At 67.1% G+C, this 25,175-nt stretch carries 23 protein-coding genes and 1 pseudogene; 11 read left to right on the top strand and 13 right to left on the bottom strand.

Translation table 11 applies throughout. From position 1 onward, the window contains the following. Positions 1-36: 36 nt before the first annotated feature. The 4 genes from kdgD to OUO20_RS19175 all read left to right on the top strand — a co-directional run bounded on the left by kdgD (position 37) and on the right by OUO20_RS19175 (position 5,366). Positions 37-951, top strand: a complete 915-nt coding sequence (gene kdgD / locus OUO20_RS19190) for a 5-dehydro-4-deoxyglucarate dehydratase (RefSeq protein WP_134165290.1) — start codon at positions 37-39, stop codon at positions 949-951. 28 nt (positions 952-979) lie between these two features. Beyond that, on the top strand, positions 980-2,584 hold the full coding sequence (locus OUO20_RS19185; protein ID WP_268002439.1) for an aldehyde dehydrogenase (NADP(+)): 1,605 nt from the start codon (positions 980-982) through the stop codon (positions 2,582-2,584). Then, complete coding sequence (locus OUO20_RS19180) at positions 2,581-3,909, top strand: enolase C-terminal domain-like protein (protein ID WP_268002438.1); 1,329 nt, start codon at positions 2,581-2,583, stop codon at positions 3,907-3,909. Before OUO20_RS19185 ends, OUO20_RS19180 begins: the two co-directional genes overlap by 4 nt. 104 nt (positions 3,910-4,013) lie before the next feature. Next, complete coding sequence (locus tag OUO20_RS19175) at positions 4,014-5,366, top strand: MFS transporter (RefSeq protein WP_018770944.1); 1,353 nt, start codon at positions 4,014-4,016, stop codon at positions 5,364-5,366. On the opposite strand, the gene OUO20_RS19170 is transcribed toward OUO20_RS19175, so the two are convergent. Both OUO20_RS19170 and OUO20_RS19165 read right to left on the bottom strand, forming a co-directional pair. Next, on the bottom strand, positions 5,363-6,592 hold the full coding sequence (locus tag OUO20_RS19170; RefSeq protein ID WP_018770945.1) for a beta-ketoacyl-[acyl-carrier-protein] synthase family protein: 1,230 nt from the start codon (positions 6,590-6,592) through the stop codon (positions 5,363-5,365). The genes OUO20_RS19175 and OUO20_RS19170 overlap by 4 nt on opposite strands. Positions 6,593-6,598: 6 nt before the next feature. Then, positions 6,599-8,212, bottom strand: coding sequence for a peptide chain release factor 3 (locus OUO20_RS19165; RefSeq protein WP_134165294.1), 1,614 nt, complete (start codon positions 8,210-8,212; stop codon positions 6,599-6,601). Between the two features lie 201 nt (positions 8,213-8,413). Here OUO20_RS19165 and OUO20_RS19160 point away from each other — a divergent pair, with 201 nt between their 5' ends. The 3 genes from OUO20_RS19160 (at position 8,414) to disA (ending at position 10,596) form a co-directional block, all read left to right on the top strand. After that, positions 8,414-8,647 carry a hypothetical protein gene (locus OUO20_RS19160; RefSeq protein ID WP_268002437.1) on the top strand — a complete coding sequence of 78 codons (234 nt, stop codon included), beginning with the start codon at positions 8,414-8,416 and terminating at the stop codon, positions 8,645-8,647. Positions 8,648-8,722: 75 nt separating this feature from the next. Beyond that, on the top strand, positions 8,723-9,223 hold the full coding sequence (locus OUO20_RS19155; RefSeq protein ID WP_018770948.1) for a 2'-5' RNA ligase family protein: 501 nt from the start codon (positions 8,723-8,725) through the stop codon (positions 9,221-9,223). Positions 9,224-9,519: 296 nt separating this feature from the next. Further along, positions 9,520-10,596 carry a DNA integrity scanning diadenylate cyclase DisA gene (disA, locus tag OUO20_RS19150; protein ID WP_018770949.1) on the top strand — a complete coding sequence of 359 codons (1,077 nt, stop codon included), beginning with the start codon at positions 9,520-9,522 and terminating at the stop codon, positions 10,594-10,596. Between the two features lie 49 nt (positions 10,597-10,645). On the opposite strand, the gene OUO20_RS19145 is transcribed toward disA, so the two are convergent. After that, entirely contained in the window at positions 10,646-11,350 is a 705-nt protein-coding gene (locus OUO20_RS19145; RefSeq protein WP_018770950.1) for a hypothetical protein, read from the bottom strand. A gap of 176 nt (positions 11,351-11,526) precedes the next feature. On the opposite strand from OUO20_RS19145, the gene OUO20_RS19140 reads away from it, so the two are divergent. The 3 genes from OUO20_RS19140 to OUO20_RS19130 all read left to right on the top strand — a co-directional run bounded on the left by OUO20_RS19140 (position 11,527) and on the right by OUO20_RS19130 (position 13,530). Beyond that, positions 11,527-12,453, top strand: a complete 927-nt coding sequence (locus OUO20_RS19140; RefSeq protein ID WP_043425267.1) for an A/G-specific adenine glycosylase — start codon at positions 11,527-11,529, stop codon at positions 12,451-12,453. Between the two features lie 65 nt (positions 12,454-12,518). Next, positions 12,519-12,950 carry a DUF3592 domain-containing protein gene (locus tag OUO20_RS19135; protein WP_268002435.1) on the top strand — a complete coding sequence of 144 codons (432 nt, stop codon included), beginning with the start codon at positions 12,519-12,521 and terminating at the stop codon, positions 12,948-12,950. 79 nt (positions 12,951-13,029) lie between these two features. Next, a complete protein-coding gene (locus tag OUO20_RS19130) occupies positions 13,030-13,530 on the top strand; it encodes a hypothetical protein (RefSeq protein ID WP_056388378.1) in 501 nt (166 codons plus the stop codon). A gap of 20 nt (positions 13,531-13,550) precedes the next feature. Here OUO20_RS19130 and OUO20_RS19125 read toward each other — a convergent pair whose 3' ends face one another. The 7 genes and pseudogenes from OUO20_RS19125 to OUO20_RS19095 form a co-directional block, all read right to left on the bottom strand. Next, positions 13,551-13,724: a hypothetical protein gene (locus OUO20_RS19125; RefSeq protein ID WP_018770954.1), complete on the bottom strand. Its 174-nt coding sequence runs from the start codon at positions 13,722-13,724 to the stop codon at positions 13,551-13,553. 36 nt (positions 13,725-13,760) lie between these two features. Continuing rightward, on the bottom strand, positions 13,761-14,510 hold the full coding sequence (locus OUO20_RS19120; RefSeq protein ID WP_268002434.1) for an HPr family phosphocarrier protein: 750 nt from the start codon (positions 14,508-14,510) through the stop codon (positions 13,761-13,763). Next, entirely contained in the window at positions 14,507-15,139 is a 633-nt protein-coding gene (gene dhaL, locus OUO20_RS19115; RefSeq protein WP_026266016.1) for a dihydroxyacetone kinase subunit DhaL, read from the bottom strand. Before dhaL ends, OUO20_RS19120 begins: the two co-directional genes overlap by 4 nt. Positions 15,140-15,141: 2 nt before the next feature. Beyond that, the gene (gene dhaK, locus OUO20_RS19110; protein WP_223993402.1) at positions 15,142-16,143 is read right to left on the bottom strand and encodes a dihydroxyacetone kinase subunit DhaK; all 1,002 of its coding nucleotides are present in this window, start codon (positions 16,141-16,143) and stop codon (positions 15,142-15,144) included. Positions 16,144-16,412: 269 nt separating this feature from the next. After that, positions 16,413-16,922 (bottom strand): amino-acid N-acetyltransferase, encoded by a 510-nt coding sequence (locus OUO20_RS19105; protein ID WP_018770958.1) that lies wholly within the window; start codon positions 16,920-16,922, stop codon positions 16,413-16,415. Positions 16,923-17,091: 169 nt separating this feature from the next. Beyond that, positions 17,092-19,215, bottom strand: coding sequence for a S9 family peptidase (locus OUO20_RS19100; protein ID WP_268002433.1), 2,124 nt, complete (start codon positions 19,213-19,215; stop codon positions 17,092-17,094). Positions 19,216-19,470: 255 nt separating this feature from the next. Next, positions 19,471-21,961: pseudogene (locus OUO20_RS19095) on the bottom strand (ATP-dependent Clp protease ATP-binding subunit). Positions 21,962-22,233: 272 nt separating this feature from the next. On the opposite strand from OUO20_RS19095, the gene OUO20_RS19090 reads away from it, so the two are divergent. Then, the gene (locus OUO20_RS19090; protein ID WP_268002432.1) at positions 22,234-22,851 is read left to right on the top strand and encodes a hypothetical protein; all 618 of its coding nucleotides are present in this window, start codon (positions 22,234-22,236) and stop codon (positions 22,849-22,851) included. 93 nt (positions 22,852-22,944) lie between these two features. On the opposite strand, the gene OUO20_RS19085 is transcribed toward OUO20_RS19090, so the two are convergent. The 3 genes from OUO20_RS19085 to lysS all read right to left on the bottom strand — a co-directional run bounded on the left by OUO20_RS19085 (position 22,945) and on the right by lysS (position 25,122). Further along, entirely contained in the window at positions 22,945-23,277 is a 333-nt protein-coding gene (locus tag OUO20_RS19085) for a histone-like nucleoid-structuring protein Lsr2 (protein ID WP_018770962.1), read from the bottom strand. A 127-nt stretch (positions 23,278-23,404) separates the two neighbouring features. Continuing rightward, a complete protein-coding gene (locus OUO20_RS19080; RefSeq protein WP_018770963.1) occupies positions 23,405-23,581 on the bottom strand; it encodes a hypothetical protein in 177 nt (58 codons plus the stop codon). Positions 23,582-23,583: 2 nt separating this feature from the next. Next, a complete protein-coding gene (gene lysS / locus OUO20_RS19075; protein WP_268002431.1) occupies positions 23,584-25,122 on the bottom strand; it encodes a lysine--tRNA ligase in 1,539 nt (512 codons plus the stop codon). Between the last annotated feature and the right edge of the window lie 53 nt (positions 25,123-25,175).

The following is a 25,175-nucleotide window of genomic DNA, read 5'->3' as shown; positions in this document are numbered from 1 at the left end:
GCCGCCCGCGGCGCACACACCCGGAGGACCCACACCGTGGCAAAGTACACACCCCAGGAACTGGCGGACACGCTCAAGGAAGGCCTGCTGTCCTTTCCCGTGACCCCGTTCGATGCCCAGCTCCAGGTCGATGAGGAGAACTACCGCAAGCACCTGGCGTGGCAGGCGAGCTTTCCGGTGGCGGGCCTGTTCGCGGCCGGCGGCACCGGCGAAGGGTTCTCCCTGACTCCTGCCGAGTCGGAGCACGTGGTACGGACAGCCGTCGAGGAGGTGGGCAGCCGCATCCCCGTCCTTGCCTCCGCCGGTGGCTCCACGGCGCAGGCCATCGAAAATGCGAAGGCTGCCGAGGCTGCCGGCGCAGAAGGCATCCTCCTCCTGCCCCCGTACCTCACGGAGGCAGACCAGGACGGGCTCGTGGAACACGTCAGCGCGGTCTGCCGGGCCACCTCCCTGGGCGTCATCATCTACAACCGGGCCAACGCCATCTACCGGGACACCACGGTGGCAACCCTCGCCGAGCGGCACCAGAACCTGATCGGCTTCAAGGACGGTGTGGGCGACCTGGAACACGATGCCCGCGTTTACGCCAAGCTCGGCGACCGCCTCTTCTACCTGGGCGGCCTCCCGACCGCCGAGACCTTCGCCCTTCCCCTCCTGCAGCTCGGCATGAGCACGTACTCCAGCGCCATGTACAACTTCGTCCCCCAGTTCGCACTGGACTTCTACCAGGACGTCCGCAACCAGGACCGGGCCGCGGTGAACAGGAAGCTCAACGACTTCGTCATCCCCTACCTGGACATCCGCGACCGCGTGAAGGGCTACTCTGTTTCCATCGTCAAGGCCGGCCTTGATGCCGTGGGCCGTCCCGCCGGCCCGGTGCGGCCGCCGCTGCAGAACCTCAACGAGCAGGACTTCGCGGACCTCAAAGCCCTGATCGCCACCGTTTCATAGCCGTCGCTGCAGACACAGGAGCCCCACCATGACCCTCAACGGACATTCACTCATCGCCGGCCGGCCCGTTACCGGCGAAGGCAAAACCACCAGCGGGTTCAACCCGGCCACCAACCAGGCCCTGGAGCCCGCCTACTCGCTGATCACGGAAGAACAGTTGAAAGCCGCCACGGCAGCGGCCGCCGAGGCCTTCCCGTCCTTCAGCACCCTTGACCCGGAAACCCACGCGTCCTTCCTCGAAGCGATCGCGGACAACATCGACGCCCTGGGCGAGGAACTGATCATCCGCGCCGGCCAGGAAACAGGGCTCCCGGCGGCGCGGCTCACCGGTGAGCGGGCCCGCACCACCGGCCAGCTTCGCCTCTTCGCGGACGTGGTGCGGCAAGGCGACTTCCGCGGCGTCCGCATCGACCCCGCCCTCCCGGACCGGAACCCGCTCCCCCGGGCTGACATCCGGCAGCGGCAGCTCCCCCTGGGTCCCGTCGCCGTGTTCGGCGCCAGCAACTTCCCGCTGGCGTTCTCGACGGCGGGCGGAGACACCGCCTCGGCCCTCGCCGCAGGCTGCCCGGTGGTCTTCAAGGCCCACAACGCCCACCCCGGCACCAGCGAACTGGTGGGCCAGGCGGTGACCCAGGCCGTCAAGGACGCAGGGCTGCACCCCGGCGTGTTCTCCCTGATCTACGGTCCCGGTTCCAGCATCGGCCAGGCCCTCGTGGCGGACCCCGCCATCAAGGCGGTCGGCTTCACCGGCTCCCAGGCTGCAGGCATCGCCCTGATGAAAACCGCGGCCGCCCGCCCCGAGCCGATTCCCGTGTACGCGGAGATGTCGTCACTGAACCCGGTCTTTGTCTTCGAGGGCGCCCTCGAGGGCGACGTCGACGCCCTTGCACAGCAGTACGTCACCGCCGTCACCGGAAGTTCCGGCCAGCTCTGCACCTCCCCCGGACTCCTGTTCGCCCCCGAAGGCGAGGCAGGGGACAAACTCGCTGCCGCCGTCGGACGTGCCGTGTCCGCCTGCGCCGGTCAGACCATGCTCACCGAAGGCATTGCCAAGTCCTGGAACGCCGGGACGGAAAACCTTGGCGCGGCAGCCGGCGTCGAACTCATCGGCCAGGGCACTCCCGGCCCCACCGAGAACGCCCCGGCGCCCACCATCTTCGGCACGGGCGTCACCGAATTCACCAGCAACCACGTCCTGCATGAGGAAATCTTCGGCGCCGCGTCCCTGGTGATCCGCTACAGCTCCATCCAGGACCTCCTCCAGGCAGCCGGCCGGATGGAAGGCCAGCTCACCGCGTCCCTGCAGCTCACCGAGCAGGACTATCCAACAGCGGCGCCGCTTATCCCCGTCCTGGAGCAAAAAGTGGGACGTATCATTGTCAACGGCTGGCCCACCGGCGTCGAAGTCGGCCACGCCATGGTCCACGGCGGCCCCTTCCCCGCCACCTCGGACTCGCGCACCACCTCCGTTGGAACCCTGGCGATCAACCGCTTCCTGCGTCCCGTGGCCTACCAGAACCTCCCCCAGGAACTGCTCCCGGCAGCCCTGCAGGACGCCAACCCCTGGCACCTCAACCGGCGCATCGACGGCGAAGTGGTTTCCGCCGCAGAGAAAGCAGAGAGCAACGCATGAGCAACCAGCCCACCATTGCCGCCATCGAAGTTGTACCGGTAGCCGGCTACGACAGCATGCTGATGAACCTCAGCGGCGCCCACGGCCCGTTCTTCACCCGCAATGTGGTGATCATTACCGACTCGGACGGCCGCACCGGCCTCGGTGAGGTTCCCGGCGGCGAAAAAATCCGCAGCACCATCCAGGAAGCCGGCGTCCTGATCAAGGGCAAGCCCGTGGCCCGGTACCGCTCCCTGCTGCGGGAAATCGCCGCGGGATTCGCGGACCGGGACGCCGGCGGGCGCGGGCTGCAGACGTTCGACCTGCGCACCACCGTCCACGCCGTCACCGCCGTCGAGTCCGCCCTGCTGGACCTGCACGGCCAGTTCCTCGGCGTTCCCGTCGCGGAACTGCTCGGCGACGGGCAGCAGCGGACGTCCGTGCCGATGCTCGGGTACCTGTTCTTCATCGGCGACCACACGCGAACCGACCTGCCGTACCTGGTGGAGGAGTCGCCGTCGGACCGCTGGGAAATACTCCGGCGCCAGGAGGCCATGACTCCGGAAGCCGTCGTTGCGCTGGCCGAAGCCGCCCAGGAACGTTATGGCTTCTCCGACTTCAAGCTCAAGGGCGGCGTGCTGTCCGGCGACGACGAAGTGGACGTGGTCACGGCACTCGCCAAGCGGTTCCCGGAGGCCAGGGTCACGCTCGACCCGAACGGCGGCTGGCTGCTGGAGGAGGCAATCCGGTTGGGCAAGCGGATGCAGGGCGTGGTGGCGTATGCAGAGGACCCCTGCGGCGCCGAAGGTCGGTTCTCCGGCCGCGAAGTGATGGCCGAGTTCCGCCGGGCCACCGGACTGAAGACCGCCACCAACATGATCGCGACGGACTGGCGCGAAATGTCGCATGCCATCCGCAGCAACGCCGTGGACATCCCACTGGCCGATCCGCACTTCTGGACCATGCACGGCTCGGTCCGGGTGGCCCAGCTGTGCAACGAGTTCGGCCTCACCTGGGGCTCGCACTCCAACAACCACTTCGACATCTCGCTGGCCATGTTCACCCACACCGGAGCCGCCGCCCCCGGTGGGATCACGGCACTGGACACGCACTGGATCTGGCAGGACGGACAGGGCATCACCAAGGAGCCGCTGCAGATCAAGGGCGGCGCCATCGAAGTCCCGGCGACTCCCGGCCTGGGGATCGAGCTGGACCGGGACGCGCTGGACAAAGCGCACCAGCTGTACCTTGAGCACGGCCTGGATGCCCGTGACGACAGCATCGGCATGCAGTACTACATCGACGGCTGGTCCTTCGACCCCAAGCGGCCGTGCCTGGTCAGGTAATGGGCCAGGCCACGACAGCAGGTAACGAAAGCCGGCAACCGCAAGTCCGGTAAGTTTCTCCAAGGCCCCCGCCTTGCCAACACCCCTCCCAAAGGAAACATTCAATGAAGTCTGTGGACAACGCCGTCCTGGACCTGGCATCTGCCACCAGGAAATTCTTCAAGCGCGTGCTCCCGGTCATGCTGGTCATGCTGGTCTGCAACCAGCTGAACCGCTCAAACATCGGCTACGCCCAGGACCACCTCCAGGCTGACGTGGGAATCGGCGCCGCCGCTTATGGTTTCGGTGCCGGCCTGTTCTTTATCGCCTATGCCATCTTTGAGCTCCCCAGCAACGTGATGATGGAAAAATACGGCGCCAAGGTCTGGTTGACCAGGATCATGGTCAGCTGGGGCATCGTCTCCTTCCTGATGGCGTTCGTGCAGAACGAGACCATGTTCTACGTCCTGCGGTTCCTCCTGGGCGCCGCAGAGGCCGGCTTCTTCCCGGCCGTCATCTTCTACTTCGCCCGCTGGGTTCCTGCCGGCCAGCGCGGAAAGGCAACGGCGGTCTTCATCGCCGGTTCCTCGGTTGCCGCGGCGATTTCCGGCCCCATCGCCGGCATGCTGCTGAGCCTCAACGGCGCCCTGGGAATGCGCGGCTGGCAGTGGCTCTTCGGGTTCGAAGGCATTCTGTCCGTCCTGGTGGGCGTCACTGTGTTCTTCCTGCTGGACGCGAAAATCGCCGACGCCAGGTGGCTCTCCCCCGCCGAAAAGGACGCGCTGTCCCAGGCCATCGATGCGGAGGACGCCGGGCACGCCAAGGCGGAGAGTGGAAAGGTCAACCGCTGGAAGATGCTGCTGAACCCGCAGATCCTGCTCCTGTGCGGCATCTACTTCGCCATCCAGCTGTCCATCTACGCCAACACCTTCTGGCTGCCAAGCATCATCAAGCGGATCCCCGGGACCACCGACCTCTCCGCAGGTTTCCTCTCCTCCATCCCCTGGATCTGCGCCGTGTTCGCGATGTACTTCGCGGCGAAGTGGCAGGACAAGGCCAGGTCCAGGAAGCCCCTGCTGGTGGTCGCGCTCCTGGTGGCAGCCATCGGTACCTACGCGGCGGCCGTGGCCTCGCCCGTGCTGGCGCTGGTGTTCCTGGCCGTAGCAGCCATGGGGTTCAAGAGCGCCTCACCGCTGTTCTGGACCATTCCGCAGTCCGGACTGCACCCGCTGGTGCTGGCTCCGGCCATCGCCATCATCAACTCGCTGGGCAACCTGGGCGGGTTCGTGGCACCGTTCGGTTTCGGCATCATCAAGGAGCAGACCGGCAGCGTCATCCCGGGACTATTCGCCCTGGCTGCGGCTTCGGCGGCGGCAGCCGGCCTGGTCTACTTCCTGAAGGAACGCCGCAGCGGGGCTGAGGCGTCGCCCGAGACGCCGGAACTGCCCAACACGGCGCCGCTCCCCAGCAGGGCCTAACCCGCGGTAAGCACCAGCGCCACGCTGTGGCCGCCAAAACCGAAGGCATTCACCAGCCCGGCCGGGGCATAACCCGGCGGAAGCTGGTGGGTGCCTTCGGTGAGGACGTTAAGGTCCACTTCCGGGTCCAGCGCTTCCACGTTCAGCGTCCCGGGGACCTTCCCGGTCCGCAGGGCTTCGAGGACCACGACGGCGGCCAGGGAACCGGCGCCGCCCAGCAGGTGGCCGGTATGCCCTTTGGTGGAAGTGACCGGCACGTCAGCGCCGAAGACGGCGTTGATCGCCTGGCCCTCCAGCCGGTCCCCCACAGGGGTGGAGGTGGCGTGCGCGTGGACGAATCCGATATCAGCCGGCCGCATGCCCGCCGAGTCCAGCGCCTTCTGCATGACCCGCCGCTGCATGGCGGGGTCCGCGGCCACGATGTCGTTCGCGTCGGAGGTCACGGCTCCGCCTGCCACAGCACCAAGGACGGCGGCGCCGCGGGCACGGGCGTGCTCCTCGCTCTCCAGCACCACCACGCCGGCGCCCTCTGCCAGCACAAACCCGTCGCGGCCGCCGTCGAACGGGCGCGAGGCCAGCTTGGGGTCATCCGACCGCGTGGACAGGGCACGGATCTGGGAGAAGCCGGTGATCACAAGGTCGTTGACGGAGGCGTCCACGCCGCCGGCAATCACGACGTCGGCAGCACCGGAGCGGATCATCTCGGCTGCCTGGACAATCGCCTCAGCCCCGGAGGCGCAGGCGCTGACAGGCGTCCGGGCGCCGCCACGGGCGCCAAGGTCGATGGACACCCACGCGGCCGGACCGTTGACCATGAGGCGGGTGAGGGTATGCGGCGAAACCTTCCGGGGGCCCGATTCGGCCAGCACCCGGTCCTGCTCGATGGTGGAACCGAGCCCGCCGTAAGCGGAGCCGATCACCACGGCGAACCGCTCCGGATCCACCTCGGGGGCGCCGGCCTGCGCCCATGCCTCGCGCGCCGCGATCAGCGCCAACTGGCCGCACCGGTCCATCCGCTTCATCTCGCGGGTACTGAGGTGCTCCGAAAGGTCTGCGGTGACCTGCCCTGCGATTTTGACGGGCAACTGCCCTGCCCAGTCCTGCTCCAGCGGCCCGATCCCGGACCGGCCCTCAAGCAGGGCCTCCCAGGTTTCCTTGACGCTGGAACCCAGCGGGTTGATGGTGCCGGCGCCGGTGACCAGCGCGCGTGGTTGTACTGCCGTCATGGTTGGCTACTTTGCGGGGTTATGGGTGCCGATGGGCACGAGCGTCAGGTCGGGGTGGTTCTTCTCGATCCGCCGGAGCGCCCAGACGTCGTTGAACAGGGCGAGGTATTCGCCGTCGGACCGCAGCAGCACCTCCGCGCCCGGGACGTTTGCCAGCGCGGGCATGGCATCCGCAGTCGAAATCCTGGCCAGGGAGTAGGGCAGGCGTTCCAGGCGCATGGGTGCGCTGAAGTCGTGCGCCATGCGGTCCTCCACCACTTCGAACTGCATGGGCCCGACCGCGGCAAGCACCGGAGCCTGGTCACCGCGGACGTCGGAGCGGAGCACCTGGATGACGCCCTCGTGTTCCAGCTGCTCAATGCCGCGGCGGAACTGCTTGAACTTGCTGGGGTCCTTGGACCGGGCCACCTGGAAGTGCTCGGGGGCAAACAGCGGGATGGCCGGGTATTCCACCGGGTTCTCAAGGAACAGGCTGTCGCCCACGCGCAGCGAGGACGCGTTGACCAGGCCCACCACGTCACCGGGGTAGGCCTCGTCAATGACTTCGCGTTCGCGTCCGAACACCTGCTGTGCGTACTTGGTGGCGAAGGACTTGCCGGTGCGGGTCTGGGTGACCACCATGCCGCGCTCGAAGACGCCCGAGCAGACGCGGATGAAGGCCACGTGGTCGCGGTGCGCCTTGTTCATGCCGGCCTGGACCTTGAAGACGAACCCGGAGAACGGGGATTCCACAGGACGGGGATTTCCGTCCACGTCGGGGCGGGGCGCTGCCGGCGGGGCGAAGTCCACCAGCGCGTCCAGCAGTTCCTTGACGCCGAAGTTCAGCGCAGCGGAACTGAACAGGATGGGGGTTGCCCTGCCGGCATGGAAGGCGTCGACGTCGAACTCCAGGTTGGACTCAATCACCAGCCCGGCCTCGTCCACCGCATCAGACCAGTTGCTGCCCTGGTTTTCCGCCGCTTCCTCGGGAGTGAAGTACTCGGTGATGGCGATCTGCGCTCCGGCGTTGTTGCGCTGGAACCGGGCGAAGCGGTCGTTGCGGAGGTCCCAGACGCCGCGGAAGTCACCGGAGATGCCCACGGCCCAGGTCAGCGGCATGGGCTGCAGCCCGGTGCGCTCGGTGATCTCGTCCATCAATGCCAGGGCGTCCAGGCCCGGGCGGTCCCACTTGTTGATGACCGTGATGATGGGCAGGTTGCGCTGCTTGCAGACCTCGAAGAGTTTCATGGTCTGGGTTTCCAGGCCCTTGGCGGCGTCCACCAGCATCACGGCGCAGTCGACGGCGGCGAGCACGCGGTAGGTGTCCTCGGAGAAGTCGGCGTGGCCGGGGGTGTCCAGAAGGTTGATGACGGTGTCCCGGTAGGAGAACTGCAGGGCCGCGGAGCTGATGGAGATGCCGCGGTCCTTTTCCATCTGCATCCAGTCCGAGACTGTTTCCTTGCGGTTGGCCTTGCCACTGGAAGCGCCCGCGGTGCCGATCACCTTTGCGTGCAGCGCCAGCGCTTCGGTGAGCGTTGACTTGCCCGCGTCAGGGTGGGAGATGACAGCGAAGGTCCTGCGGCGGCCAGCCTCTTTGTGGATACCGGAGATCCGGGCGGGGGTCAGGACATCTTGGGACACGGTGCTACTTTCGCTGCGGTTGTGGCTGCCCAGGTGTCTTTCGGGTACTGCGCTGCGACTCGAGGGCGGGGAAGGTGATTGGCAAACGGCCAAAGTACAGTTTATCGCAGGGCTGCAAACCGGACGGGTTCCGCTTAACGCGGGCGAAACCGGACGTTCAAGGCGGCGAAATGCGGGGCAGTTAGCTTGGGCGCATGATGCATGGCGCCACTTTCACCGGCAACCTTTTTCGACCCCCTGGCCACCAACCTGGGCGCCAACGCGGGTGCGGTCCTTGGCACCGCCGCGGCCCAGCCGCCGGGTTCGGCCCTTCCTACCGGCCCGTCCCGGAAACGGGGAGTGCAAACAGCGGCTGAACACAAAGCACTCCGTGCCGCTTCACTGTCGAAAGTCAGCCGGGATTTGGAGCGGATGCTCAGGGACCGGAAGCGCTGACGTCCCCGCGGCGGCAAAACCTGGCAGGCATGGGGGTGCCCGGCAACGGATACCCGGCAACGGCATGATGGGTTCATGCGCAGCATCGAGTTGGTCTTTGACGGCCCCACCGAATCCCTGGTCAGGGCTGACTGGGCGCGGCTCGCGGCCGCCGGCCTCCCCAGCCTGGCAGGGCATACCTCCCCCAGCAACAGCCCGCACATCACCCTTGCGGCAGGCACGGACCTGGTTGCCGCCCGGGAAGGTCCCTGGGAGGTGCTGCCCGTGGATGTCACCTTCTCCGGAGCGGTCGTCTTTCCCGCCGGCGCAGGAAAATATGTCCTTGCCCGCGCCGTGCTGCCGACTGCTCCCCTGCTGGACCTGCACGGAATCCTGCACCAGGGCCTGTCAGGGGCGCTGCCGCTGACGTGTCCGGGGGCCTGGACACCGCACGTCACCATCTCCCGGCGTATTCCCGGCCATCAACTCGGAACGGCGGTGGACCTGCTGGACCTGCGCCTCGAGGGCCGCTGCACGGGAGCGCGGCTCTGGGACAGCAGCACCAGAACAGTCACACCCCTGGGAGCCTCCGCCTGAGCAACCCGCTGAAAGGCAGAGCTAAGGCCGGGCAGGGTCAAAGCCGGGGCAGGGTTGAAAATGGCGGGGGTCCAAAGCGGCGAAAGTGGCCGCCCCGCAATGCCCCCAACCAGCGTTTTTGCCGCCGTTCCGGGCACCCCCTAATGGGGCACTTTGGGGCTTGCCCGTGCGGAAGTTGGGTTTCTTACCCCTATCATTGAGCTTGCGGGAATCAGTGCACTTTTTGATCCTGCCGGCAAACTGCGGACGCCGGCATTCCTGCGGGTGGCGGTCCGCACCTTTGAAGGGAAAAACCTATGGCGCGGAGCCCCGAAGAATCGCTGAGGGCCACTCTGGGCAGGGTTGCACCCGGAACGCCCCTCCGCGACGGCCTGGAACGGATCCTCCGCGGACGCACCGGCGCACTGATCGTCCTCGGCTCCGACCGCACCATCGATTCCATCTGCTCCGGCGGATTCGATATCGGCATCGAATTCTCGCCCACCCGGCTGCGCGAACTGGCCAAGATGGACGGCGCCATCATCTGCGACAAGGATGCCGGCAACATCCTGCGTGCCGCGGTCCAGCTGGTCCCGGACTCAAGCATCGAAACGCAGGAATCGGGCACCCGCCACCGCACGGCGGAACGGGTGGCCAAGCAGACCGGGGTCCCGGTCATATCCGTGAGCCAGTCCATGCAGATCATCGCCCTGTACGTCAACGGGTTGCGGCACGTCCTGGAGGGCTCGGAAAACGTCCTTGCCCGCGCCAACCAGGCCCTGGCCACCCTGGAGCGCTATGTTGCCCGCCTGGACCAGGTCACCAGTTCGCTCTCGGCCCTGGAAATCGAGGCAATGGTGACGGTGCGCGATGTGGCCGTGACCCTGCAGCGGCAGGAGATGGTGCGCCGCATCTCGGAGGAAATCTCGCAGTACGTCCTGGAACTTGGCGAAGACGGCCGGCTCCTCTCGCTCCAGCTCGACGAGCTCACCGTGGGCCGTGGACCGGGCAGCGACGTGATCATCCGCGACTACGCCAGCCCCAACGCCTCCGCGGAGGACATCGAAAAGGCCGTCAACGAACTGGTCAGCCTGGGCCCGACAGAGCTGATCGATCTCGGCAAGATCTCCGCGATCGTGGGGTTCGCGGGCGGCGAGGCAAACCTCGATGCCGTCGTCCAGCCCCGCGGATACCGGCTCCTGTCCGGCCTGAAGGCGGTTCCCAAGGCGGTAGCGGACCGGCTGGTGGACCATTTCGGTGGCCTGCAGTTCCTCATGGCGGCCACCATTGACGACCTCATGACCGTTGACGGCATCGGCGACCAGCGCGCCCGCACCGTGCGTGAGGGGCTCAGCCGGATGGCCGAAGCAAGCCTCCTGGACCGCTTCCTGTAACCCCAAGCCCCAACCCCACGGCCCGCTCCCACCATGCCGGCGGGATGCGTCAGTTCAGCTGGAAGACGGCCTTTGGACTGGCCCGCGAGCCAAGCTTGGCGGTGAAGATGTAGTAAGCGCCACCGCCGCCGGGTGCCGCCGCCACGGCCTTGCAGCCATCGGCACTGCGGGTCCGGTTCCATGGAAAGTTCGCGGTTTCGCTGGCGCCGGGCGCGATCACCTTCACCAGGTCCTCGCTGGACGCCTGGCAGTCCTTGGACGAGAAGATCCGGTCGGAACCGCTGGTCACCAGGAATTCCATTTGCGAGGTACCGATGTTGACCTCACAGGGGACGGTGCCGCCGTTGGTCACCTTCAGGGTAAGCATCGGGTTTTCCCCCGGCCCATAGGCGGGCTTGTCAGTGGACGCCGAAACAGCCACCAGGTTCTGGTTGCAGGAGGGGGCAGCGGAGGCAGTGGCCGACGGCGTGGCGGACGGGGTTGCCGACGCGGACGCAGAGGGACTGGCGGCAGCAGACGGGGAAGCCTGGGAGGTGGCCGGATCGGCGGAAGACGGCTGCGTGGAGGACGCCTGCTGCGAGCCGCCCTTGAAGGCACCGGCCAGGGCGAAACCACTGATCACAAGCGCAATCACCAGCAGGAGCGCGCCGCCAACAACCAGGCGGCGGCGGCGGTACACGGCGGCGCTGGGCTTCCGGACGCTGCTGGAACCGGATGCCGTGCCGCGTGCTGGTGAATCGCCTTGCCTGCCCATCCTCCTAGGCTAGGGAACGCCGCCGGATCTGCACTGCCACCACGCCGCCGCAGGCCCATCGCACTGGTCACACCCCGGTTTTCAGCCCGCCCGAACCTATCCACTACAGTGTTGGCATCGACACTGAAACCTCCACCGCCGCCCGCGCCGCGGTCGCTCCCACCGGCCCTGCAGACCTGGAGTTGCTCCATCACCGGATCAACTCCTGGTTCGCCGGAATCGCCCGGGACCTGCCCTGGCGCGAACCTGGCTGCTCGCCGTGGGGTGTGCTGGTCAGCGAGATCATGCTGCAGCAGACCCCCGTGGTCCGGGTCCTCCCGGTCTGGCACGAGTGGCTCAAGCGGTGGCCCACGCCGGCCGGCCTGGCCGGCGAACCGGCAGGTGAAGCGGTCCGTTCATGGGGCCGGCTGGGCTACCCCCGGCGTGCCCTTCGCCTGCACGCCGCAGCCACAGCAATCGTCGAGGACCACGGCGGCCATGTCCCCGGCACCTACACGGAACTGCTGGCCTTGCCCGGAGTGGGCAGCTACACGGCCGCCGCGGTGGCCGCCTTCGCATATGGCCGCCGCGAGACTGTGGTGGACACCAACATCCGGCGGGTGCACGCCCGCCTGGTGTCCGGCGTCGCGCTCCCCGCGCCTGCACTGACCGCTGCGGAGATGCGGTTGGCCGCCGCCCTGTTGCCGGACGACGACGAAACCTCCGTGCGCTGGAACGCTGCGGTCATGGAACTGGGGGCGCTGGTGTGCACGGCCCGGGCACCCAAGTGCGCTGCCTGCCCGGTGAAAGACTCCTGTGCGTGGCTCGCCGCGGGTGAGCCCCCGCCGTCGTACGTTCCCAAAGGCCAGGCGTGGCACGGCACTGACCGCCAGGTCCGCGGTGCGGTGCTGGCCGTGCTGCGGCTGGCGGAAACTCCCGTGCCGGCCGACATGTTCCAGCGCGAGCCCGCCGACCTTGGGTTCACCGCCGAGGGCATCGGCGTGCCCCTCGCCGCGCTGCACCGGCTCAACTCCGCCCCCGAGCAGCTGGAGCGGGCGCTGGCGGGACTGCTGGCGGACGGCCTCGCCGAGATCCACGACGGCGGCTACCGGCTCCCCGCCTGACCTGCTGGACCCTCAAGGGCCAGGCCGGGATGGCATACTTCTTGGTGACCGGAACCGGGGGAGCCATGAAAACCATTCTGTACATCGTGTGGGCATTGTTCGTTGCCGCCGCGATATTTTCGCTGGTCCGTGCGGCCCGCAGGACCAAGCGCCAGGAACAGCAGATGGCGGCCTGGCCCAAGGTACAGGCGACCGTCACCGGCAGCACCACCGGCTGGACCAGCGGCATGGGCGGCGCCAACCGGAACCTCCGCCACTACCCCACCTACCAGTTCACCGATCCGCAGGGCACCCTCTTCATGGGCAAGTCGGAGATCTCCGGGGTGGAGCAGCCTGTGCCGGGAGCCCTCATCGAGGTGGCCTACAACCCGCAGAACCCCAACGAATCCCTGCAGGTTTCCTCGGAGCCGCGCACCGCCATGGGCTGCCTGATCGCGTTTTTCTCAATCTTTGCCATCGCGCTGTTCTGGTTCATCGGCATCTTCCCGCTGGGTTAGGCCGTGGAGGCATAACAATGCTGCCTCCAATTGACGCCGATCCGGCCCTGCGCGGGCCCGCCCGACGTAGCCTGAAAGCATGCACAAGCCCGGACTGCTCCTGGCATTGACGACCGCGCTCATCTCCGCCCTTATCTCCGCCTGCGGGCCTGCCGGCAGCGCCTGCCCCGCGATCGCGCAGGCCACCGCCGTTTCCATCACCGTCAGCGCCGGCTACTCGCCGAAGGTGGCGGCGCTGCACGTCCGCGCCTGCCAGGACGGCACCTGCAAGGAGTCCGACGTCGAACTCCGCCCGGGCAGCACTTCCGTGGACGCGGGGTGCAGCCGCGAGGGCGCCTGTTCGGCCACTGCCTCGCCCGATGGCACCAAGACCGCTGTGCTGATGCTGGATACCCTGACCGAATCGCCCATGACGGTGACCGTGTCCGGTGCAGCGCCGGAGGGAACCGCACTGCCGGTACGCACCCTGGAATTCAGGCCGCAGGTGGCCTACCCCTTCGGTGAACAATGCGGCAAGGTCCTGTCTGCGTCCGTCGTCCTGGACGACGCCGGACTGCACCAGCAGCCTGCATCCCGGTAACTGGACCGGGCGGCACCGGACTAGAACAGCACGGGCTGGGTGAAGGTTTCGCCTTCGGCGGTTCCGGCCGCCGGACCGCCACCCACGGGCTGGGCGCTCCAATCGAAGCCGAGTTCGGCGAGCAGTTCCTCCACGGAGATTTGGCCGTCCAGCACTTCGATTTCCTGGGGGTTCTCTGCAAGCGGCCGTTCCATGCCATCGAGCTTATTCGCAGGAACCCGCCATCGGGCTTAGGGCTCGCCGAAGCCGGCCTGCACCAGGCCGCCGACGTACTCCACTGCCCGTTCCGCATCCGTCCCCCACGCTTCCACGTGCAGCACGGTGCCCTTGCCGGCGCCGAGGGTCATCAACCCCGTCATGGACGCGCCATCCACCCCGTTGATGGTGACCTCGGCATCCAGCGAGGCCAGGCCCCCTGCCACTTTCGCGGCCGGCCGGGCGTGCATCCCGGCCTGGTTCACAAGTTCAAAGTCGCCGGTGGAATCCGGTGCGGCGCTGCTGACAGGTCCCTGCCCCGCTCCCCCGGCCCGTGCGGGTTCGGGCCGGCGGGCCGGACCGCCTGCCGCTTCAGCCGCCGCCCGGACCGCCTGCACATCTGCTCCGCCCTGGGCGGCAACCGCAGCGGCCACCAGCCCTTCCACCAGCGGCGCGTCGGCGAGCAGGACGCCGGCGGCATCCTCCAGGAACTCCAGCGCCGCTTCGGCCGTCATCACCGCTGATCCAAGGTCCGTCAGGATTACCGTGCCGTTCCCGCCGGGCTGCACTCCGGGCTGTTCCGCGCCGGCCTCTTGTGCATTGCGCTGTTTATCGCTGGCCTGTTCAAGGGCTGCGAGCACTTTCTCCAGGCTGGTGCCGATCCTGCCGTCGTCGGTGCCGCCGGCGGGCAGGATCACCACGTCGGGAGCCATCTGGGCGGCAAGCTCCACGGCGCCGTCGGCGATCTTTTCGCTGTGGGACACCACCACGATGCTTACGGTCACGCAGCCGCCCCAACGGCCGCACGCAGGATCAGCGCACTGGACACAGCGCCGGGGTCCCGGTGGCCGGCGCTGCGTTCGCCAAGGTAGCTGGCCCGGCCTTTCCTTGCGATGAGGGGATCGGTGGCCACTGCCCCGGCCTCGGCGGCTTCCGCGGCTGCCACCAGGACGCCAAGGACGTCCGTGCCGTCGCCGTCAGCCGCAGCCCGGGCCGCATCAACTGCCGGCGTCCACGCATCCACCATGGTCTTGTCGCCGCTCTCCGCCTTCCCGCGCGCCACGATCCCGTCCCGGGCAGCCTCCAGGGCAGAGGCCAGCCCTGCCGGATCAATCTCGGGCGCGTCGCCGAAGGCGGTGGCGGCGCGAAGGAACGCGGTGCCGTAGAGGGGACCGGCGGCTCCGCCCACCTTGGACATCAGGGTCATGGCCGTCATCTTCAACGCCGCCCCGGGCGTCTCCGGCGTGGATTCGCCCAGCTTGGCCAGGACGGCCTGGAAGCCGCGGTCCATGTTCTCACCGTGGTCCGAGTCCCCGATGGCACGGTCCAGTTCGATCAGTTCAACGCGGTGTTCAGCCATGGCCTGCGCGCACAGGGTCAGCCATTTCACGGCCCAATTGGCGTCCAGGACCACGGTCACACGCCCCAGCGGAGGGCGGCGGTGTGCACGGGTGCATCCCACAGTTCCGTGAGCTCGTCGTCCAGCCGGAGGACCGAAATGGAGCAGCCCTGCATCTCCAGGGCCGTGATGTAGTTGCCCACCAGCGACCGTTCCACCGTGGCACCTGCTTCGGCGAGCACCTGCACGGCCCGCCGGTACACGATGTACAGCTCGCTCAGCGGTGTGCCGCCCATGCCGTTGACGAACAGCAGCACCCTGTCCCCCGAACTGATCTTCAAATCAGCCAGGACCGGTTCCAGCAGGCGGTTGGTGATGCTGTCCGCGTTTTCCATGGGGATGCGGTGCCTGCCCGGCTCGCCGTGGATGCCAATGCCGATCTCGATCTCGTCCTCTGCGAGGTCGAAACTGGGCGTGCCCGCGTGGGGTACGGTGCAGGCGGACAGGGCCACGCCCATGGTCCTGACATTGGCGTTGACCCGTTCGCCGATGGCAGCGACGGCGTCCAGATCGTCCCCGCGCTCGGCGGCGGCTCCTGCGATCTTCTCCACCAGCACTGTGCCGCCCACCCCGCGGCGGCCGGCCGTGTACAGGGAGTCCTCCACGGCGACGTCGTCATTGACCAGGACGGTGCGGACGCTCACGCCCTCCGCCTCGGCCAGTTCGGCCGCCGTCTCAAAATTCAGGACGTCGCCGGTGTAATTCTTGACGATGTGCACGACGCCGGCACCTGAGTCGACTGCCAGGGTGGCGGGAAGGATCTGGTCCGGCGTGGGTGAGGTGAACACCGCCCCCGGCACCGCGGCGTCGAGCATTCCCTTCCCCACGTAGCCGGCATGCAGCGGCTCGTGGCCGCTTCCGCCGCCGGAAACCAGCCCCACCTTGCCGGCCACCGGCGCGTCCTTGCGCGTGATGTAGATGGGGTCTTCGCTGACCGTCACCAGTCCGGCGTAAGCCATGCCGAAGCCCTGGACAGCTTCCTGGACAACGGATTTTGGATCGTTGATGAGTTTCTTCACGGCGTTGCTCCTGGCTGTGCTCCTGAAGGGTGTGTTTTCCGACCCTACTACCGTCATCGCAGGTGGCGGTAGGTTCTTCCTGCCCGGGTTTGCCGCCCGCTTCCCGGAACCGCCGGCCCGGGACGCAGCAAAGGGACAGCCCCCAATGACTGTCCCTTTCCTGAGGCCCCCCACATACCGGCCTGCAGTAGTTTATCCATCAATTCGAGTAAAGCCGATACGGCAGTCCCCCGTGCTCCCGCGGTGGCTTTGAAGGGTGCGGAACAGCGTCAGAGGGTGCGGATCATCCGGGTGTTGCCCAGGGTGTTGGGCTTGACCCGGGCCAGGTCCAGGAACTCCGCCACGCCTTCGTCATGGGAGCGCAGCAGCTCGGAGTACACTTCCGGGTCCACCGCCGACTGGTCCGCCATCACTTCGAAGCCGTGGCGCTTGAAGAAGTCCACTTCGAAGGTGAGGCAGAAGACCCGGGAGACACCGAGGGCACGGGCCTCCTCCAGCAGGCTTTCCACCAGGACGTGCCCCACCCCTTTGCCGCGCCATTCGCCCGAAGCCGCGAGGGTGCGGATTTCCGCAAGGTCCTCCCACATCACGTGCAGGGCGCCACAGCCGATCATTTCGCCGTCGCTGGACTCGGCAATGCGGAACTCCTGGAGGCTCTCGTAGTACGCCACCGTCTCCTTTGCCATCAGGATGCGCTCCTCTGCCAGGGGCGCCACCAGCTTCTTGATGGCAGGGACGTCGCTGGTGCGTGCTGGGCGGATGTGGAAGGAGTCGGTCACAGAGCTATCCTACGAGGCGAAGGAGGCTGGGACATTTGCGTAGCTTGCGTCAAAGCTGGGCCCACGCTGGTGAGGGTCCCCGGCCGAGCTTGCGAGGCAGGGGGCCAGCGGGGAGGAACGAGCAGCAAGCGGCAAATGCCCCAGCCTCCGAGCCGGAGTATCCAACAGCTTAGAGGCCGAGTTCTGCCGGCAGTTCGATGTCCTTGCCCAGGACGTTCCGTGCCAGGAACCACTCCACCACCTGGTACCAGACCTTGGCGTGCTGCGGCTGGAGGACCCAGTGGTTTTCGTCCGGGAAGTACAGGAACCGGTGCGGGGTCTGCCCGTCCTGGTCCGCCGCGAGCCGGGACTTGGACAGCAGCTCGTACCAAAGCCGCAGGCCCTCGCCGATGGGCACCCTGTAGTCCTTGTCCCCATGGATCACCAGCATGGGCGTGCCGATGTTCTCCGCATGCAGGTGCGGCGAGTTCTCGAGTGCCATCTCCTCGGTCATTTCCTTCAGCCAGTACTGGGAGGCGTCCGTGGTGGGCCCGAACTGGTCCAGGGCCCACAGGCTGGCATGGGTGACAACTGCCTTGAACCGGTCCGTGTTGCCTGCAACCCAGTTGGCCATGTACCCGCCAAAGGAGCCGCCCATCGCCGCGGTCCGGGACTCATCGACGTCGGGCCGTTCCACCGCCGCATCGGTCACGGCCATCAGGTCGGTGAAGGGCGCCTTCCCCCATGAGCCCCAGCCCCGCTGGATGTACGACTGCCCGTATCCCGTGGACAACGCGGGATCCGGCAGCAGCACCGCATATCCCCGGGCAGCCAGAAGCCACGGGTTCCAGCGCCACGTCCAGGCGTTCCAGGATCCCAGCGGACCGCCGTGGATCCACAGGAGCAGCGGCGCCGGCTCACTTGCGGAGGCGCCCTCCGGCAGGGCCAGGTAGGCAGGCACCCGGGACCCATCGGCCGCGGCGGCCGCGATGCGTTCCAGCCGCCCCGGGAGGCTGGGACGTTCCGCAGGAGCCGGGAGGCGGGTTGTTTCCCCTGTGGCCAGGTCGATCCGGACGGCTTCGGCCGGAAATCCGTAGGAGCTGCGCAGGGCATACGCGCTCCGCCCCTCTGGAGAAATGACGACGTCGGAATATGCCGCGGCGTCCTGCGTCACCCGGGTGACGCCAACCTCAGCGGCAGCCGACGGAATGCTGACCCGGAAAACCGGCGACGCGCCGTCGTCGTCCGCTGTGACCAGGAGGGCAGAGCCATCGGGGAGCCACGCTGCAGGCTTGGGCCAACGGTCCCAGTCGTGGGCCAGGGGCTGCAGGCCCGCGGCGTTCCCGGCGGCCCCGCCGGAGACGTCCAGGAGGTGCATCTTGATGTCGGGGGCCTGCTGCGGGGTGGAGTCGCTTTCGCTGACCACCACCAGGGTCCGGCCGTCGGGGCTGACCGGACCCGGGAAGTAGCTCATTCCCTCCTGGTCCAACAGCACCTTGAGCCCGCCGGATGCCACATCCACCGCCACCAGGACGGACCTGCTGTCCGCCTTGGCCAGTGGTTTGGTGTAACTGCTGTAGATGGTCTTGCCGTCAGGGCTGACCACGGTCTCCGCTTCCCGCAGCCGGGGCCCGGCGTCCGGCGTCAGGTTACGCAGGACCAGCGGGGCGGCGGCGTCAACCGTTGCCGGTTTGCCGGGCGCCTTGTCCTCCCCCGCTTCCACCGCAAAGATCCGCGGCTGGCCCGGCCCCAGGTCCGCGTCCCAGTAGCGGACCGGATATTCGCTGTGCAGGATGGCAGAGACTTTCCGGTCCTTGCGCGTCTTGCGCCGGTCGGCGTCGTCTTCCTCGTCCGTTGACCCTGCCAGGACCTCGGCGGTGACGAACGCTGCGTCCGCGCCCCTGGCCGTCAGCACTTTGCTGATGCCGCCGGGCCGGCTGAGGGCCACCCTGGCTTCCCCGCCGTCCGCCGGAAGCACCCACAGGGCGTTCACCGGCTCCTCGTCGGGGCTGTCCGGGTCGGGACGCGCGGACGTGAAGTAGACGTCGCCGTTGGCCGAGAAAGCGGCACCGGCTTCGCCCTTGGTACTGCGCGTAATTCGCCGCGCATGCTTCTGCCCGGCCGGGTCCAGCTCCCACAGTGCAGTGGCGAACTCGGTGCCTTTGCCGTTCAGGGTGCTGACGGTGGTGACCAGCCGCGAGCCGTCCGGGCTCAGGGCCAGGCCGCTTACCCGCGGGATGGACAGGTAGTGGTCGAGGTCGTGGAAAGGGGTCAGTGGTTGCTCATCCGGGATCGCCGGTTCCAAGTTAGCCATGCCCCCGATTCAACACGTTTTGTGTCCTGGAGCACAGCCGCCACGCACTGCCCGGCTGCGCGCCCGGGTGCGTTTTCCGTGGCTGGGTTCGCTCCGGCCCCGGCGCCATTTGCCGCTTGCTGCGCCGGGGAATCTCTGATGTCCGGCGCCGGACCCAGCCAGGGATGAAAGCACCGGACCCAGCCGGCGGAGGGGTGGTTAACAAGCGGAAGCCCCGCCGCTCCTTGCGGAGTGGCGGGGCTTTGGCTGTGGAGACTAGACGCTCGGGGCGATCTCCGGGATGCGCGGCTTGGCGTTGCCGGCGAAGGTGAACTTCGCGTCGTCGCCTTCGCCTTCGACATCCACCACGACGATGTCGCCGGGGTGGATCTCGCCGAAGAGGATCTTCTCGGAGAGCTGGTCCTCGATCTCGCGCTGGATGGTGCGGCGCAGGGGCCGGGCACCCATGGCGGGATCGTAGCCGCGGGTTGCGAGGAGCACCTTTGCGGCCTTGGTGAGCTCGATGCCCATGTCCTTGTCCTTGAGGCGCTTCTCCAGGCGGGTGACGAACAGGTCCACGATCTCGATGATCTCGTCCTGGGTCAGCTGCGGGAACACCACGACGTCGTCAACACGGTTCAGGAACTCGGGACGGAAGTGCTGCTTGAGCTCCTCCGTCACACGGGCACGCATGCGGTTGTAGCCGGTCTGCGTGTCGGTGCCGGACTGGAAGCCGGTGGCAACGCTCTTGGAGATGTCCCGGGTACCCAGGTTGGTGGTCATGATGATCACGGTGTTCTTGAAGTCCACCACGCGGCCCTGGGAGTCCGTGAGGCGGCCGTCTTCCAGGATCTGCAGCAGCGAGTTGAAGAGGTCCGCGTGGGCCTTTTCCACTTCGTCGAACAGCACCACGGAGAACGGACGGCGGCGGACCTTCTCGGTCAGCTGGCCACCCTCTTCGTAGCCGACGTAGCCCGGAGGGGCACCGAAGAGCCGCGAGACGGTGTGCTTCTCGGAGTACTCGGACATGTCCAGGGTGATGAGGGCGTCCTCTTCACCGAACAGGAACTCCGCGAGTGCCTTTGCGAGCTCGGTCTTGCCGACGCCGGTGGGGCCGGCGAAGATGAACGAGCCACCGGGGCGCTTGGGGTCCTTGAGCCCTGCACGGGTACGGCGGATGGCCTGCGACAGTGCCTTGATGGCCTCGTCCTGGCCCACCACGCGCTTGTGCAGTTCGTCTTCCATCTTGAGCAGCCGCGAGGACTCTTCCTCGGTCAGCTTGAAGACGGGGATGCCGGTGGAGTTGGCCAGCACCTCGGCGATGAGATCCTCATCCACCTCGGAGATGTCGTCCATGCCGCCGGACTTCCAGTGGCGTTCCTTCTCCGCGCGCTCGGAAATCATCTTCTGTTCCTTGTCGCGGAGCGAAGCGGCGCCTTCGAAGTCCTGCGCGTCGATGGCGGATTCCTTCTCCATCTTCAGCTTGGCGATGCGCTCGTCCATGGCCTTGAGCTCCGGCGGAGCGGTCATGCGGCGGATGCGCAGCCGGGCGCCGGCTTCGTCGATCAGGTCGATCGCCTTGTCCGGCAGGAAGCGGTCCGAGATGTAGCGCTCGGCCAGGCTTGCAGCGGAGGCCAGGGCGCCGTCGGTGATGGTGACCCGGTGGTGCGCCTCGTAGCGGTCGCGCAGGCCCTTGAGGATCTCAATGGCGTGCGCCACGGAGGGTTCCTTGACCTGGATCGGCTGGAAGCGGCGCTCCAGGGCGGCGTCCTTCTCGATGTGCTTGCGGTACTCATCCAGAGTGGTGGCGCCGATGGTCTGCAGCTCGCCGCGGGCCAGCATGGGCTTCAGGATCGAGGCTGCGTCGATGGCGCCTTCGGCGGCACCGGCACCCACCAGCGTGTGGATCTCATCGATGAACAGGATGATGTCGCCGCGCGTGCGGATCTCCTTGAGGACCTTCTTCAGGCGCTCTTCAAAGTCACCGCGGTAACGGGAACCTGCCACCAGGGAACCGAGGTCCAGGGTGTACAGCTGCTTGTCCCGGATGGTCTCCGGAACGTCGCCGCGGACAATCGCCTGGGCCAGGCCTTCGACGACGGCCGTCTTGCCGACGCCGGGCTCACCGATGAGGACCGGGTTGTTCTTGGTGCGGCGGGAAAGGACCTGCATGACGCGTTCCATTTCCTGCTCGCGGCCGATGACGGGGTCCAGCTTGTTCTCGCGCGCAGCCTGGGTCAGGTTGCGGCCGAACTGGTCCAGGACCACGGAACCGGCGGGTGCGCCTTCGGGCTGTCCGCCGCCGACGCCTGCGCCGGTGGTTTCCTTGCCCTGGTAGCCGGAGAGGAGCTGGATGACCTGCTGGCGGACCCGGTTGAGGTCGGCGCCGAGCTTGACCAGCACCTGGGCGGCGACGCCTTCACCCTCGCGGATCAGGCCGAGCAGGATGTGCTCCGTGCCGATGTAGTTGTGGCCCAGCTGCAGGGCTTCGCGCAGCGAGAGCTCCAGCACCTTCTTGGCGCGGGGGTGAAGGGGATGTGGCCGGAGGGGCCTGCTGGCCCTGCCCGATGATCTCCTGCACCTGCTCGCGCACGCCGTCGAGCGAAATGCTCAAGGACTCAAGAGCTTTGGCGGCAACGCCCTCACCCTCATGGATCAGACCCAAGAGGATGTGTTCGGTACCGATGTAATTGTGGTTCAGCATGCGTGCCTCTTCTTGGGCAAGCACAACTACGCGACGGGCACGGTCCGTAAATCGCTCAAACATTTCGCCACACTCCTAGCTACGACGTACTTTGATGCTACGTGGCCGGTCCCAAGTTGTGGAGCGTGTTCGCCACAGGGGAAACATGGGTCTTCCGGGAATATTGCCGCGCCCCCTTCCACGGACTTCGGCCGCCGGGCAGCAGCGGGCAAAGGAGCCCTCCAAGAAGCCCTTGTCCCGCGCCGGGTGATGGGCCATTCTTGGCCCTAACGAGGGCCCTGGCCGCTCCAGCGGGAGCAACATGGGCAGCGTGAATCAGCGGGGAGGGCGGGAACATGTCGCAGGTGGACCTGGAACGCGTAAGGCGCCCGGCGGGGGTTGCCCTCGCCGCCGGCGCGGTTTGGCTGGCCGGCATCAGCCCGGTGCCGGGGGTCTACCTGGAGCCCGACGCTGCGCGGCGGCTGGACATGCTCCGGAAAGGGCAGCGCTGGTGGGTGGCCGGACAGCATGTGGCCGCGGCGGGGACGGCTGCCATGCCCGCGGCGTTTGCCCGGCTGGCCCTGGCCCTCCCGCCCGGAAGGAGCAGGGCACTCGCCGGCACAGCGGCCGTCGCACTTGCCGCCGGGGCGCCGTTATTTGTGTCCGAACTCGCAATGCGTGCGTCGGACCTGGAGCGCTTCGCGGCGCGCCGCTTCCCGGCGTGGCTGTTCCACGCCTATGCGTGGCTGCATGTGCTCGCGCTCGGGTCCCTGTCCGGCACCCTGGCAACCTTGCCGCACCGGAAAAAGGAAGCGGCAGCGCTGGCCCTCGCCAGTGCCGGGTCTGGAGTGGCACTGGCGAAAACAGGCGATATTCCGCCTTTCGTGTTCTATGTCGCCGAACAGTTTGCTGCCGGCAGCCTGCTGCGCCGTGAATCGCACAGCGGTGAATCCCCGGCTGCGGCGCGGGAGTAATTACGCCCGTACCGCTAAATACCTGGACCCAGCCAAAAAGCCCTGCCTCCCGAAGGTGGGAAGCAGGGCTTTTTAGTCAGGCCACGCGCGTACCTAGGAATTTGCCTTTTGGTAGGCTTCCTGGATTTCAGCCTGAATTCGGCCGCGGCTGTTAACGGTGTAGCCGTTATCCCGGGCCCATTGCCGGATTTGTGCCGAATCGTGGCTGCGGCCACCGGCCGGAGCCTTCGCCCGCTGGGCGGTGCGGCCTCCGGAAGCCTTGCGTGCAGCGTTGATGAACCTCTCCAGTGAAGACCGAAGTTCAGCGGCATTGGCTGCTGACAGGTCAATCTCGTAGTTGACCCCATCGAGGCCGAACTTAACATTCTCGTCTGCGGATCCCCCATCCAGATCATCAACGAGGATGATGTTTACTTTCTGTGCCATTAAAGGTCTTCCTCTTGGGTTTTCAGAAAAGCAGGATGTTTCCCAAAAAAATTATGACTCTTATCTTGGCAACGCGTCAAAGCGCCTATTGGTTCCTTGGGGATAAAACCGGAAAGAAGGGGTTTATCTATTTGGATTCGGGGCCCGGGCGGTCCGTGGGCTGCACCGGCAGGGAATCCGCCTCGGCCTGCGCACGGGCCTCCGCCTGGCGCTCGGCCTTGTCCGCGTTGAAGATTGCCTTCATGGCGAACCAGAACAGCAGGCCCACCACCAGGGAGGGCAGGATAACCGCTACGTATTCCATGATCAGTGCCCTTCGGGCTTCAGCAGGGGGAACAGGATGGTTTCGCGGATGCCGGCGCCCGTGAAGAGCATGACCAGCCGGTCGATGCCCAGGCCGATGCCGCCCATGGGAGGGGCGCCGTATTCCAGGGCGCGCAGGAAGTCCTCGTCCAGCTGCATTGCCTCCACGTCACCGGCGGCTGCGTGCAGGGACTGCTCGGTGAGCCGTTCGCGCTGGATGACGGGGTCGATCAGCTCGGAGAAGGCGGTGCCGCGCTCCATGCCGCCGATGATCAGGTCCCAGGCCTCGATCAGGCGGCCGTCCTCGCGGTGCGGGCGGGCCAGCGGCTGGGCGGAGGGCGGGTAGTCGTAGACGAAGGTGGGGTTCAGCAGGGTGGGCTCCACGATTTCGCCGAAGAGTTCCACCGCCAGCTTTTCGGCGTCCCACTTGGGGTCCGCCTTGACGTCGTGCTTTTCCGCGATCTCCCGAAGCACCTCAACGGGCGTCTCCGGCGTGATCTCCTGCCCCACGGCGTCGGAAAGTCCGGGGTAGACGGCCAGCCAGGCCCACTCGCCGTCGAGGTTGATCTCCCCCGCCTCGGTCTGAAGGACGCGTCCGGCACCCACGGCGTCGGCGGCGTCGAGGATGATCTCCTTGATCCGCTCTGCCATCACGAACTGGTCCGCCCAGGCCTCGTAGCACTCAAGGGTGGTGAATTCGGGGCTGTGGGTGGAGTCCACGCCCTCGTTGCGGAACACGCGGCCCATGTCATACACGCGGTCGATGCCGCCAACGACGGCGCGCTTGAGGTACAGCTCGGTGGCGATGCGCAGCGTCATCTTCTGGTCGAAGGCGTTCATGTGGGTTTCGAACGGCCGGGCGAGGGCGCCGCCGTGGATCAGGTTCAGGATGGGGGTTTCCACTTCCACGTAGCGGTGCCGGAACAGCGTTTCGCGGATGGAGCGGGTGATGGCGGCACGGGTGTAGACCATTTCGCGGGCTTCGTCGCGGACCATCAGGTCGACGTAGCGCTGGCGGACGCGGGTTTCCTCGTTCAGGTCCGCGTGCAGGACCGGAAGCGGGCGCAGGGCCTTGGAGGCCATGGACCAGGAGTCCGCCATGATCGACAGCTCGCCGCGGCGGGAGGAGATGACCTCGCCCTTGATGAACACGTGGTCGCCGAGGTCAACCAGGGCCTTCCAGTCGGCGAGCGCCTCCTCACCCACGTTGGCCAGGCTCAGCATGGCCTGCAGGCGGGTGGCTTTGCCGTCGGTGCCGCCTTCCTGCAGGGTGGCGAAGCAGAGCTTGCCGGTGTTGCGGATAAAGACAACGCGGCCGGTGACGCCCACGGTGTCGCCGGTGGTGTCGTCGGCCTCGAGGTGGGCGTACTTTTCCCGGATCTCGGCGAGCGAATGCGTCCGCTCCACCCCCACGGGGTACGCCTCCGTGCCGCGCTCAAGAAGTTTGGCGCGCTTTTCCATGCGGATCCGCATCTGCTCGCTGGCATCAACGGGCTCCGGGGCGTTCTTGGGCGAGGGGGTGTTTTGGGAAGTCACAATCATCAAGTTTACCGGGCATTGGGTGCCAGGACTTGCAGCTGGCCCGCAGGCTCACA

This window comes from Arthrobacter sp. FX8, from assembly GCF_026723805.1.
Taxonomy (GTDB): Bacteria; Actinomycetota; Actinomycetes; order Actinomycetales; family Micrococcaceae; genus Arthrobacter.
This window is presented reverse-complemented; position numbering and strand designations above follow the sequence as displayed.

What these genes read in the sequence shown, in the direction of transcription:
- OUO20_RS19185 (WP_268002439.1), top strand. Translation starts at nt 980, where the DNA reads ATGACCCTCAACGGACATTCACTCATCGCCGGCCGGCCCGTTACCGGC.
- OUO20_RS19180 (WP_268002438.1), top strand. Translation starts at nt 2,581, where the DNA reads ATGAGCAACCAGCCCACCATTGCCGCCATCGAAGTTGTACCGGTAGCC.
- OUO20_RS19175 (WP_018770944.1), top strand. Translation starts at nt 4,014, where the DNA reads ATGAAGTCTGTGGACAACGCCGTCCTGGACCTGGCATCTGCCACCAGG.
- OUO20_RS19170 (WP_018770945.1), bottom strand. Translation starts at nt 6,592, where the DNA reads ATGACGGCAGTACAACCACGCGCGCTGGTCACCGGCGCCGGCACCATC.
- OUO20_RS19160 (WP_268002437.1), top strand. Translation starts at nt 8,414, where the DNA reads ATGGCGCCACTTTCACCGGCAACCTTTTTCGACCCCCTGGCCACCAAC.
- OUO20_RS19155 (WP_018770948.1), top strand. Translation starts at nt 8,723, where the DNA reads ATGCGCAGCATCGAGTTGGTCTTTGACGGCCCCACCGAATCCCTGGTC.
- disA (WP_018770949.1), top strand. Translation starts at nt 9,520, where the DNA reads ATGGCGCGGAGCCCCGAAGAATCGCTGAGGGCCACTCTGGGCAGGGTT.
- OUO20_RS19145 (WP_018770950.1), bottom strand. Translation starts at nt 11,350, where the DNA reads ATGGGCAGGCAAGGCGATTCACCAGCACGCGGCACGGCATCCGGTTCC.
- OUO20_RS19135 (WP_268002435.1), top strand. Translation starts at nt 12,519, where the DNA reads ATGAAAACCATTCTGTACATCGTGTGGGCATTGTTCGTTGCCGCCGCG.
- OUO20_RS19130 (WP_056388378.1), top strand. Translation starts at nt 13,030, where the DNA reads ATGCACAAGCCCGGACTGCTCCTGGCATTGACGACCGCGCTCATCTCC.
- OUO20_RS19125 (WP_018770954.1), bottom strand. Translation starts at nt 13,724, where the DNA reads ATGGAACGGCCGCTTGCAGAGAACCCCCAGGAAATCGAAGTGCTGGAC.
- OUO20_RS19100 (WP_268002433.1), bottom strand. Translation starts at nt 19,215, where the DNA reads ATGGCTAACTTGGAACCGGCGATCCCGGATGAGCAACCACTGACCCCT.
- OUO20_RS19090 (WP_268002432.1), top strand. Translation starts at nt 22,234, where the DNA reads ATGTCGCAGGTGGACCTGGAACGCGTAAGGCGCCCGGCGGGGGTTGCC.
- OUO20_RS19085 (WP_018770962.1), bottom strand. Translation starts at nt 23,277, where the DNA reads ATGGCACAGAAAGTAAACATCATCCTCGTTGATGATCTGGATGGGGGA.
- OUO20_RS19080 (WP_018770963.1), bottom strand. Translation starts at nt 23,581, where the DNA reads ATGGAATACGTAGCGGTTATCCTGCCCTCCCTGGTGGTGGGCCTGCTG.
- lysS (WP_268002431.1), bottom strand. Translation starts at nt 25,122, where the DNA reads ATGATTGTGACTTCCCAAAACACCCCCTCGCCCAAGAACGCCCCGGAG.